The 11,656-nt window shown below is 45.4% G+C and carries 10 protein-coding genes and 1 tRNA gene; 5 read left to right on the top strand and 6 right to left on the bottom strand.

The annotated features are described in order from the left end of the window. Positions 1-42: 42 nt before the first annotated feature. Positions 43-813 carry a LytR/AlgR family response regulator transcription factor gene (locus LL912_RS09210; RefSeq protein ID WP_235553292.1) on the top strand — a complete coding sequence of 257 codons (771 nt, stop codon included), beginning with the start codon at positions 43-45 and terminating at the stop codon, positions 811-813. A 211-nt stretch (positions 814-1,024) separates the two neighbouring features. Further along, positions 1,025-1,795 (top strand): hypothetical protein, encoded by a 771-nt coding sequence (locus LL912_RS09205; RefSeq protein WP_235553291.1) that lies wholly within the window; start codon positions 1,025-1,027, stop codon positions 1,793-1,795. Between the two features lie 238 nt (positions 1,796-2,033). On the opposite strand, the gene LL912_RS09200 is transcribed toward LL912_RS09205, so the two are convergent. Further along, complete coding sequence (locus LL912_RS09200; RefSeq protein WP_235553290.1) at positions 2,034-2,639, bottom strand: hypothetical protein; 606 nt, start codon at positions 2,637-2,639, stop codon at positions 2,034-2,036. 95 nt (positions 2,640-2,734) lie between these two features. Between LL912_RS09200 and LL912_RS09195 the strand changes: the two genes are divergently transcribed. Next, positions 2,735-3,913: a dienelactone hydrolase family protein gene (locus LL912_RS09195; RefSeq protein ID WP_235553289.1), complete on the top strand. Its 1,179-nt coding sequence runs from the start codon at positions 2,735-2,737 to the stop codon at positions 3,911-3,913. 205 nt (positions 3,914-4,118) lie between these two features. Here the strand turns inward: LL912_RS09195 and LL912_RS09190 are convergent. Next, positions 4,119-4,193 (bottom strand) — tRNA-Val (locus tag LL912_RS09190). A 137-nt stretch (positions 4,194-4,330) separates the two neighbouring features. On the opposite strand from LL912_RS09190, the gene LL912_RS09185 reads away from it, so the two are divergent. Beyond that, complete coding sequence (locus LL912_RS09185; protein ID WP_235553288.1) at positions 4,331-4,879, top strand: DNA-3-methyladenine glycosylase I; 549 nt, start codon at positions 4,331-4,333, stop codon at positions 4,877-4,879. 267 nt (positions 4,880-5,146) lie between these two features. Here the strand turns inward: LL912_RS09185 and dnaG are convergent, their stop codons facing one another. The 4 genes from dnaG to LL912_RS09165 all read right to left on the bottom strand — a co-directional run bounded on the left by dnaG (position 5,147) and on the right by LL912_RS09165 (position 10,794). Continuing rightward, positions 5,147-7,171 carry a DNA primase gene (dnaG, locus tag LL912_RS09180; protein WP_235553287.1) on the bottom strand — a complete coding sequence of 675 codons (2,025 nt, stop codon included), beginning with the start codon at positions 7,169-7,171 and terminating at the stop codon, positions 5,147-5,149. A gap of 58 nt (positions 7,172-7,229) precedes the next feature. After that, a complete protein-coding gene (locus LL912_RS09175) occupies positions 7,230-8,018 on the bottom strand; it encodes a PhzF family phenazine biosynthesis protein (RefSeq protein ID WP_235553286.1) in 789 nt (262 codons plus the stop codon). Positions 8,019-8,320: 302 nt separating this feature from the next. Then, on the bottom strand, positions 8,321-8,992 hold the full coding sequence (locus LL912_RS09170) for a gluconate 2-dehydrogenase subunit 3 family protein (RefSeq protein ID WP_235553285.1): 672 nt from the start codon (positions 8,990-8,992) through the stop codon (positions 8,321-8,323). A 62-nt stretch (positions 8,993-9,054) separates the two neighbouring features. After that, entirely contained in the window at positions 9,055-10,794 is a 1,740-nt protein-coding gene (locus LL912_RS09165) for a GMC oxidoreductase (RefSeq protein WP_235553284.1), read from the bottom strand. A gap of 160 nt (positions 10,795-10,954) precedes the next feature. Here LL912_RS09165 and LL912_RS09160 point away from each other — a divergent pair, with 160 nt between their 5' ends. Then, on the top strand, positions 10,955-11,584 hold the full coding sequence (locus LL912_RS09160) for a DUF4230 domain-containing protein (RefSeq protein ID WP_235553283.1): 630 nt from the start codon (positions 10,955-10,957) through the stop codon (positions 11,582-11,584). The last annotated feature ends 72 nt before the right edge of the window (positions 11,585-11,656 follow it).

Below are 11,656 nucleotides of genomic sequence, written 5' to 3'. Positions count from 1 at the left end.
ATCAGATGGCCGGGTGATTGAAACCGATAAAAAAAGATATACATGAAAGCTGTAATTATAGAAGATGAAAGCCTGATTGCGGAAGAAATGAAGGCGAATATTACTGTGCTGGCCGGCGATGTGCAGGTGATCGAAATGCTGCCCAGTCTAAAAACGGCCCGTAAATGGTTTATGAGCAATGCTGTACCCGATTTGCTGTTTATGGATATCCGTTTAGGTGATGGATTGAGTTTTGAGCTCTTTGACGAGTTTACATTGCAGTGCCCGGTTATTTTCTGCACAGCTTATGAAGAATATGCCATCCGCGCATTTAAAGTAAACGGTGTGGACTACTTGCTAAAACCAGTACAGGAGGAAGATCTGAAGCGAGCCATTGATAAAGTAAGAAGCATGAGCGCGGATAAAAGCTTTATTCCGGGCAACCTGCAGCAGCTGATGCAATATTTTTCCAACCCTTCGCTTGCAAAAACACAATATAAAGAACGGTTTGTAATCAATTCCGGTAGTAAATGGGCGCCGGTGGAAACAAAGGATATCGCGCTTTTTTATAAGGATAATCTTAATTATGTATATACCTTCAACGGGGATCGGTTTATCTACGATTTTTCGGCATTGGAAGATATCGAAGAAGTGCTGGATCCTGCTGTTTTTTTCAGAGCGAACCGACAGGCCATTATCAATATTTACTCCATCCAGTCGGTAAAACCGCATGGTAATCAAAAACTGGTCATCCAATTAAAACACCCCTTAAAGCTTGAAATTGACATCAGCCGCGAGAAAGCGCCGTTGTTTAAAAAATGGATCGACCGGTAATTTGAGCTGCCGATGTTCTTATAAAGCGCAACTGTGTCTGGGTGGGCATTCTGTTGCATGATTGCTGGCCATATCTCCACCTGCCTGAATGATGCAAACGATCACTTCGATGTGTTGTTTATCCGTTTGATATAACTGTTTTTTGAATACGGTGTGCATGGATAGCATTTTTGTATTACAAAACAAAAATGATCAATAAAAAAACAAGACCATGAAAGTATTAAAAATCTTCGGAGTGATGATGACGGTTGCACTGGGTATTGCAAGCTGTAAAAAAGATGTAAAAGACATTCCTGCTGAAAAGGTGCCGGTAGCGTTTAAACGGATTTCAAAATCAGTAGAAACCTATTCGGATGGTAGTAAAGAAACCTATACATTGACGTATGATGCCAAGGGGAGGCCTGCCATTTATACAAGCGACAGCAAAAAAGACGTTTTTGATTTTCAGTCAACAGACCGGTTACTGGTTGCTGAATATGATCTGCCCGGCAACGTACCGAGCCGGACCTACGAATGCACGTTAAATGAACAGGGTGCCATTACTGAAATGCGGTTTAAAAATACAGCGGGTGTCGTTACCTACACGTATACGTACACTTACAACAGCGATGGTTATATGACGGGTGTAAAAGGCTCCAGTGGGACAAGCAGTTTCGAAGAAGCGCCTGAACTTAAAGATGGAAATTATATTGCTTCCAAAACCACGTTCAGCGGAGGCGCGATCTACAATAAGCAGTATTTGTTCAATAATGTGGCCAATAAACAACCCGGTGGTTTTTATGCGTACTGGCCAGTAACAACGTTGTTTGGCAAACCATCAAAAAACCTGGTGGTAGAAGCTAAAACTTTTCAAACAAATGGTAACCTCTACTGGCATACCAAAACCAATTATACAATGGCTAATGACGGATCGGTAGCTAAATACACGGTAGATATTTTAACTGCCGGAGAAACGTCAACGGTAGAATTGACCTATGAGTAATACGCCGGAGCGCATGGTTAACCGGTATGACCGCTACCTTGTGCCAAATGAAATGACAGGAGCAGAGCTCCATGTTAAGTGCAACATCGGTAGGGGTGCGTTGGAAGTTCGAAAAAAGGGTTCAGGTTTGCCGGAACCCTTTGTGTTTTGGGGAAACCGGGATGTAAAAAAAATACGTTTTATACAGCCCATTTCGTTACTTTCTTATTAATACAAAATAGACAATTATTGCGGGAATTCACATAATATTCCAGATTGTCCAGATCGGATCCCAGTAATTTGCTTTTCGGTTCAACCTTGTTGAGAAGCGCCCAGGCCGGGAGCGAGGGTCCCCGCCAAGTGTCAGGGGATATGTTTTTGTGGCCCGTTTAATGATTATCCGGGCAGCTATGATGTAAGTATACAGCAATATTGGCAACGACATTATTGTTATTGCACTTACGCCTGTTTGAAGCTCATAATTATAGTCAGTCCTGGAAAGCGAATATGCAATTAGGGCAGGTGTCAGGCTCATTACGAAAACGGTCTTATACACCCAGGGTATGCTAAACCGGTTGTTGTAAGGCGACAAAATTAAACATGCAGGAACAAGCCCAAGTATTGCAAAACTGGTAAGTTTTTCCGCTCTGTCAGTCGCAAATAACCCGATTAACAGTAGTGTACCCGGAAGAATAATGATTAGATATTCCCAGGGGTTAATCCGGTCGATTTTCAATGCTCTTTTATCATCTTTGCCGATGCCTGGCGGTTTGGGTTTCTGGAGCATGTCAATGGTAACTGTTATAGCACCGCTAAAACAAACTAAAACCAGGCAGATAATTCTGAATATTTCCAATGCTGTCATTTGTTAGTTGTCGGGATCTGTAATCCCATTCCGGTATGTGTGCACAGATGGAAATTGTAGATTCAATTTAACTTGTTAACCGACTTTAACAAAATATGGATGAAAATAAGAGTAAATTTCATATTAAAAGATCAATAATGAGAAGCTGCTATTTATTGTTTTTAATATTGTTTACTGCCCAATGTTTAAAGGCACAAAAAGTGACCGGTCGAAATTACCCGGTAGGGTTTACCACCAAAAGCGTTGTTGATTCTTCAAGAACATACAAGCCTGATACAAAAACAGGCGATCCATTGCATTACAGAATTGTCGATTTAGATCTCTGGTACCCTGCTTATGAGCATCCGGCCGATAGTATGTTGCGCGTGAATGACCTCCTTGGATTACTTGAAACACGCGCTAATTTTTATTCCGGATCAAACATCGGGAACGGAATAGCGCTGCAACTAGCTCAATTTTTCAGTGAAACTTTCAAATGCGGGTCTCCGGTCGAATTGCTTCATTTCAAAACAAGTAGCCGCAGGAACGCCGCCGCTGCTAAAGGCAGGTTTCCCCTTGTTATATATATGACAGCTTTTAATGGGATGAGTTATGAAAACTTCTACCTGTTTGAGCAATTAGCAAGAAAGGGGATCGTTGTTGTATCGATAAGTTCAATTGGTCGTTTTCCGGGAGATATGACTATGAAATCGCAGGACCTCATGGAACAGGTAAGAGATGCAGAAACCGCTGTTAAAATGCTGAGAATGGACTCAAATATTGACTTTAAGAACGTTGGAATTGTTGGGTACAGCTGGGGAGGGTTGGCCGGCGTCCTGTTGGCAAACAAAATCGAAGGATTGCGTTGCCTGGTTTCCCTCGAAGGATCAGAGTTTCATCATTATGGAAACGACAAAAAAGGCGATGAGGATTTCGATGAGATCAAAAAGAATGAAGCGTTTAAAAAAATGCGGTTAATGCTGCCCTATCTCCGGCTGGAGAGTGCGCCGCCAGCAAATCCCGTTAAAAAGGATTCTGTTTATAATTTTTCAGGCCATCATATTCTCCATGCTCAAATCTTTACTATCGATTTTGCAAAGCATGAAGATTTTGATTGTTTCTCGTATATAGTTCCTAAGGCCGGCGGTTGCCCGGGTAATATGCGTTATTTATCGGCGCTGAAATTGACTGCAGCTTTTTTGGAAGAGCATCTTCAGAATAAAGGAAAATTTGCTAAAGCCGTAAATGAAGCGCTTGGGAGAACGATAAAAGACAAAGGATTCAATAAGGACTGATCTGGAATTGACGCATTGATCATTACTTCAAAACCTGTTCTTTTTTATTTGCTTCCTGCCATTCGTTGCGGCAGATGTATCCCTAAACGTTCTTTAAGATCCTTGCCGGTAAAACAGATGTAGTAGCTTTTTTTTGGGTGGGAGTATAACATATAAGTGTAAAACACAGGCAATAAAAAAGCCCCGCAAATTTGCGAGGCTGTAGTGGGAGTTGACGGGCTCGAACCGCCGACCCTCTGCTTGTAAGGCAGATGCTCTGAACCAACTGAGCTAAACTCCCGATATGTCAAATACTTCTTTTGAAGTTTCTTTGTCCCTGTTTTACAGTGTGTTGTCCCGTAAATGGATTGCAAAGATAAGGGGAAGTTTTCTTATATTCAAAATATTTTTTAAAAAAATTTTATTGCATTTTGCAGTATGTCATTTTACTGCACATTTGTTAAGGAAAAGGGAAAAGGGACGGTTCATGAGGTTTATCACGATACCGAATACGGCTTTCCGCTGGAATCGGATAACGAGTTATTTGCCCGGCTGGTGCTGGAGATCAACCAGGCGGGTTTAAGCTGGGAAACAATCCTGAAAAAGAAAGAAGCGTTCTACACCGCGTTCGACCAGTTTGATATTAAAAAGGTGAGCCGGTACACACAAAAAAAGTTCGATGCACTGATGGCGGATGCCGGTATCATCCGGAACCGGCTGAAAATTCAGGCTGCCATTGAGAATGCCAAAGTAATCACCGGTATGCAAAAGGAATTTGGGTCTTTTAAAAACTGGCTGGATCAACATCATCCCAAAACAAAGGACGAGTGGGTAAAACTGTTTAAAAAGCATTTTAGGTTTACCGGGGGCGAAATTGTCAACGAGTTCCTGATGAGCACCGGTTACCTGCCCGGCTGTCATGCAGAAGATTGCCCTACGTATAAAAAGATCCTTAAGAAGAAGCCCATGTGGATGAGAGTTGTTTAAGGTTTAAAGTTCCAGGGTGGGTTGGAATTAAGGTCTTGAATGCCAGACACTAGATGCCAGGCGATAGATATTGACTGTAGGAAGTTCACGGAGCAGGCACGGTAGCTTCACTTTTACGTTCCCGTAAGGGGCGTAAGGTTTCACGGGATGAGAAATGAGAAATCAGAAGTCAGAAATCAGAACCTGTACTTTGAACAAAAGTTGGTCAAGCAAAAAAGGCCCCAACGGTTGAAAGCAGCACTTGAAACCAGAAATGGTTCCGGAACCCTAATGCAGGATCACGGTTCCCAAAATATTGGTAATCTCCCGTTCCATATCTTTTAACGATTTATGGATAAAATGAAGCTCCTTGAATTTATGATCACTCAGGGGACCTGCCATATCATTCTGGTTTTGCAACAGCATGCGGCGAATCTTTTTCAGTTTGAGGTATTGAATGGCCGATGCTACTTTTTGATTGGTCCGGTCTTCTGAAATGAGTTTGTATTTGTTCAGGTCCTTTTCATTCCCTTTGCTGATTACCTGTGAAAAAGCCTCGAAGCTTTGTTTGAAAAGGTCGCGCTGGTAACCGGTATTGGGACTAAAATCGGCGGCCCAGCGTTCGCTTTCTTCGTAAGGATGGTTGAGCAGCGATACAGCAAAGGCGCTGAGTTCTTTATCCTGGTTGTAGATAAAATATTTATCGCTCAGTTGTTCAGGATGGTTACGCAGCAACTGTTTAATGGATGCAATCAAAAGATTTACTTCAGGGTCTTCAATCTCCAGTTCGTCGATTTCATCAAAGATATGCTGGGCGATCAATGAATTTTCATCCCATTGCCGGTTCCCGTATTCCAGCAGCACCCGTGCCAGCTCCTTTTCCTGCAACTGGTCTTTAAACAGCAGGTCAAAAGTGGCATCATCATAACTGCTGATCTCCGTTTCCGGGGCGGAAGCTTCTTTCCGGGTGTTGCCGGCTGCTTTGCGTTCCAGGGCTGTTACTTTGTCCCGGATGTATTTGTTAACCAACGCATGCAGGCCGGCTTCATCGATCTGTAAAATAGCGGCAGACTCCTTGATATAGTCCTGCTGTTTGGTAAAATCCTCCGCTTTATTGATCCGGCTGATCGATTCGGCGATCTTATTCACGAGTTCCGATTTTTTTACCGGGTCATCGCCGATGGCCGTTAAAGATGATTCCAGTTGAAACAGGATAAAGTCTTTCTTGTTCTTTTTGATAAACTCCGTAAAGGCAGTGGCACCTACTTTGTTTACATAGCTGTCCGGGTCTTCCTTATCCGGTATCAGCACCAGCTTTACATTGAGGCTTTCCTCCAGTGCCAGGTCGAGGCCCCGCAGTGCGGCCTTTACGCCGGCCGCATCCCCGTCGTAAATAATGGTGAGGTTGTTGGTGTACTTTTTAATCAAACGCAGCTGGTCTACCGTAAGGGAGGTGCCCCCTGATGCAACCACGTTTTCAATGCCGGCCTGGTGCAGGGATACCACGTCGGTATATCCTTCCACGAGCAGGCATTCATCTGCTTTTTCAATAGCCGTGCGGGCAAAATAGGAACCGTAAAGGATCTTGCTTTTGATATAGATCTCGTTCTCGGGTGTATTAATGTATTTGGGCGCTTTATCCGTGGTTTTTAAAATCCGGGCGCCAAAGCCCATTACCTTACCGCTGTGATTGTGGACGGGAAAGATCACCCTTCCCCGGTAATTGTCGAGCAGGGTGCCGTTCCGCTCTACCACCAGCCCTGTTTTGATCAACAGGTCTTTATTGTATTGTTTGGCCAGGGCTTCTTTGGTAAATGCATCCCGTTCGGCCGGGGCATAACCGAGTTTGAATTTTTCAATAATCCCTTCGCGGAATCCACGCTCCTTGAAATAACTGAGACCGATAGCCCGGCCCTCTTCCGATTGCATTAACGCCCGTGAAAAATATTGTTCGGCAAAATTATTAATGATAAACAGACTGTCTGCGATCTGGTATTGTTCTTTTTGCTCCGCGCTGGCAAAGGTTTCTTCCACTTCAATTCCATAGCGGTTAGCCAGCCATTTGAGGGTTTCTACATAGCTGTATTTTTCATGCTCCATAATGAAGCTGATGGTATTGCCGCTTTTGCCGCATCCGAAGCATTTGTAAATTTCCTTGGAAGGGGATACGGTAAAGGAAGGGGTCTTTTCATTATGAAAGGGACAAACACCCAGGTAGTTGGCGCCTCTTTTCTTTAACTTAACAAATTCGCCTACTACGTCCAGGATGTCGATCCGGGCTAAAATCTCCTGTATGGTATTCTGTGAAATCACGGGCCGAAATTACAAGGATTGCCGGTAAAAAAGAACTAAATATTCCTTCGGGACCGGGCTAATCGAGGTAGATTTCGCCGGTGAGGTACAGTTTTCCCTGTCCGCTGATCTCCACACGGTCATCCAGGTAGTGGCATTGCAAAAAGCCCTGCCGTTCGGAAAGTTGCAACGCGGAGAGCTGCTTTTTGTTCAGCAGTTTGGCCCAATAAGGGACCAGGCTGGTATGTGCAGAGCCGGTAACAGGATCTTCCGGGATGCCGGATTGCGGCGCAAAAAAGCGGGATACAAAATCGGTGGCTTGCCCCGGTGCGGTCACAATCACTCCACGGGCATCCAGTAAGCTGATAGCGCCAAAATCGGGTTGCAGGTTGGTGATTGCATCGGCTGTTTCAAATACCAGCATGTAATCGGTTTTGCCTTTAAAAGCCAGGCGGGGCTCCTCATTAAAGCAGCTTTTCAGCTGTTCGGTCAACGGCACTTCTTGCAAGGCGTCCGCGGGAAAATCGAGGGTCAGCCATGTTTCCTCGCGTCTAACCGTTAAAATGCCGCTTCTGGGAGAGTGGAACCGGATAGTGGTGCCGGCATATTCTTCCCGGTGAAACAATACAAAGGCAGCCGCCAGCGTGGCATGGCCGCAAAGGTCTACTTCTACGGTTGGCGTAAACCACCGGATCCCGAACTGGTCTGCCTGTGGTACATAAAACGCCGTTTCGGCCAGGTTGTTTTCCATGGCGATCTTTTGCAGCAGATCATCCGGCAGCCAGTACTCCAGCGGGCATACAGCGGCCGGGTTACCGGAAAAAACCGTATTGGTAAAAGCATCTACCTGGTATATGCGTTGTGTCATGGGGATATTGATTTGAAAGCCATTGTGCTTTGCGTTCAGCATCGATCTCAAACAGGTCTTTGCTCTGCTAAGATAAACTAAAACGGGTGTCTTAAGGTGTTTCTGCTGCAGGGGCATTCAGGTTTTGTTGCAGACAATTTTGTTGCAGAAATAATTGCAACATAAAAAAGTGCAACAGATTGACGCGTCCCGAAAAAAGCGGCCCGGTTCAGCAGGTCAGTCGCATCCGGTAACACCGGCAGCCATTGCATAAAAAAAGCCATCTTCCGAAGAGATGGCTTTCTGGTTTATTACGATGCGGATCAACTGAAGCTGACGCATTCTTTTAACTCTTTTTCGGTATAGGCCAGGCCGTATTGTTTTAATACATCGTCTGGCACACCGTTCCATTGATTGGGTTTATTGCCGGCATATCCAATGTCTTTGATCCCGATCTCTGAAGTATAAAAGCCGGTGCAGGTAAGGTCGCGCATCTGCTTAAAGAACGCTACACCCTGGCTCAGCTCCGGTTTGTCCTTTGCCCGGTCGGGGTAGGCGATCAGGTCCACCAGCTGAATTTGCTGCTCCGCGCTGCAATCCTTAAAAGGCTTGCCGAATTTGTTCAGGCATTGCACATCCAGCCAGCGAAGGCCTCCACGCAGGGGCGTTTGCAGCCTGGGCTGATCCTTTACGGTGAAATGGATGAAGTCTGGCACTTTTGCATCGCTGGCGCTGCCGCTTACTTCGTCTTTGGGAATGATGATATCGGCCAAAACGGTAATAGTGGCCATTTCGTGTGCGTTGAAAAAATCGGGCATTTTATCTACGTCTTCTTCATGCGCTTTTTCATCCTCGTACCGGTGAAGCCCGGTTTTCTTGTCGGGCGCCGCGGCAGCGGTATCGTTTTTCTTCTCTTCGGTTTTACAACCAATGGCCAGGGTTCCGGTTGCCAGGGCACCGGCGGCTATATATTTGAGTGAATCACGTCTTTTCATTGTTATCCATTTGATTTTTGATGCTGTATGCTGTCTGTATACTGAATTCTGTATGCCGAATCCTACAAATTCTGTTTTTTCATTTCCTCGATAATGTATTCGCTGGCCCGCATGCTCAATGCCAGGATCGTCCAGGTGATGTTCTTATTGGCCTGTGAGGTAAACTGGCTTCCGTCTACACAGAAGAGGTTTTTACAATCATGGGCCTGGCTCCATTTATTAAGGGCCGAAGTTTTGGCGTCATCACCCATGCGTGCAGTTCCTGCTTCATGAATGATATACCCCGGTTTATCAATGCCGTAATTATTTTCCGGGCCATCGTCTCCCCAGGTGATCACGGCACCCATATTATGCATGATTTCCTTAAAGGTTTCTTTCATGTGCTTGGCCTGCTTAACTTCATAATCGCTGAGCTTCACATTAAACTTCAACACGGGGATGCCATATTTATCCACTACATTCGGGTCAATCTCGCAGCGGTTATGCTCAAAAGCAATCGCTTCTCCGCGCCCGGCCATACCTACGGTAGCGCCATAAAAATAACGCTGATCCTCTTTTAACGATTTCCCGTAGCCCCCGGCTTCTTTTTTCTTGCCGTTTACCGGGTATTTGCCATTGAAGGATTCGATGCCCATGCCAAACCCGTAGGCGGGCTGACCGAAGCCGCCCCAGTACTCGATATGATAACCCCTTGGAAAGTCCAGTTTTTTATCGTCGCCCCACCAGGGTGAATATACGTGCATGCCGCCCACACCATCTTCATTATACCGCTTCCGGCCAAAGAGTTCCGGAATATATCCGCCCATGGCCGCGCCCGTACTGTCCTGCAGGTATTTGCCTACCACATTGCTGCTGTTGGCCAGCCCGTTGGGATGACGTTGCGATTTGGAGTTCAGCAGGAGCCGGGCCGTTTCGCAGGCACTGGCCGCCAGGATCACCACCCGTCCTTCTACCTGGTATTCCAGCATATCATCCTTGTTTACGTAGGAAACACCGGTTGCAATGCCCTCGGAGTTGGTCAACACCTCACGGGCCATGGCGTTGGCGATCACTTCGAGCTTCCCGGTTTTTAATGCGGGATAGATCAATACATTTGAAGCGGAGAAGTCGGCCTTGGCCATACTGCAGTTCCGGCCGCATTGGGCACAGAAGAAACAGGAGCCCCGCTCATCGTTTAGTTTTTTGGTAAGGATGGAAAGGCGTGAAGGGATGATGGGCACGTTTGATTTCTGTGCGCCTTTTTTTATAAAAAGCTCATGAAGGCGGGGTTTGGGTGGTGGCAGAAAGATACCGTCCGGTTCGTTGGGCAGGTTTTCCACGCTGCCGAAGATCCCGATCAGCTGATCTACTTTGTCATAATAGGGTTTGATATCCTCATAGCTGATGGGCCAGTCGGCTCCAATACCATCGTGGCTGTAGCCTTTAAAATCCCTTGGACCGAAACGAAGGGAGATACGCCCCCAGTGGTTGGTGCGGCCTCCAAGCATGCGGGCCCGGAACCATTCCCACTCTGTTCCGTTCTCTTTGGTGTAAGGTTCGCCTTCAATCTCCCATCCGCCATAACAGGCGTCAAAATCACCAAACGGGCGGTATTTTGTAGAGCGGCCCCTGCGTTTTGATTCCCAGGGGTTTTTCAACTGATAGATTTCTTTTTGAGGGTCGTACATAGGGCCTGCCTCCAGCACACATACACTCAATCCGGCTTTTGACAGCGTATATGCAGCCATACCGCCACCGGCGCCCGATCCCACAATCACCACATCATATTTTTTGCCCTGTTTCTTAATTTGCAATTCTTTCATATTCAGATGGCCTGTTTAATTTTTTTTAAAATGGAGACCCAATATACAATGAAATGTTTATAATTATAAATCCTATTTTTTAAGTCTTGAACCGGAACATGGTTTTCAGTGATTTTCGGCTAATTTTAACGGGAATTTGAAACCGACAAAATGTGTACTTATGCAAAAAAGCTGTTTACCTGTGGTGATCTTATTTTGTGTGGCGGGCATTGGGATACTGGCCTATTTCCTGGGAAAAAAAAATGGTACCAAAACGGTTGATCATATTGCATTGAATGCAGCCTTTGTTCAGGAAGTGGCGGAGCTGGCTTCGCTGGAGGTACAGGGCTCGGCCAGTATCAAAACCTCCAATATTGCCAATGACGGCAGCCTGAGTGATGAGTTCCGGAAAATATTCACCGAGCAAACCCTGAATATAACGGTTCCCTATATTGCCAAGTACGGGGTAAACCTGAAGGCACAGCAACTTACCATTGAAGAAAAAAATAAACAGGTATATATTGTATTGCCGGTACCGCAACTGCTGAGTTATGAGTTGCGGCTTGACCGGGCAGATGCCATGACCCGGAGGGGATTGCTGGTAAACCCGGGAGATGCTTCATACAGTACGGTGGAAAAAAAACTGTATACCGATACCCGCAAACAAATGGAAACCTATACCCTGTATATAGAACAGGCAAAAGAAAAAATCCGGAAAGTACTGGAACAATACTATGCCCCGATGCAGTATAAGGTGTCGATCGTTTTCAAAGATGAAATAAAAAGCAAGGTAAACCGCCCGCTGAATTAAATAATTTCGAAAAAACTGCAAAAACTATCAACCGTTAATATGCTGTTTAAATGAAATTCATTATTTTGATCG

The organism is Niabella agricola, from assembly GCF_021538615.1.
Lineage (GTDB): Bacteria > Bacteroidota > Bacteroidia > Chitinophagales > Chitinophagaceae > Niabella > Niabella agricola.
The sequence above is the reverse complement of the archived record's forward strand: the minus strand, read 5'-3'. Positions and strand labels throughout refer to the sequence as shown.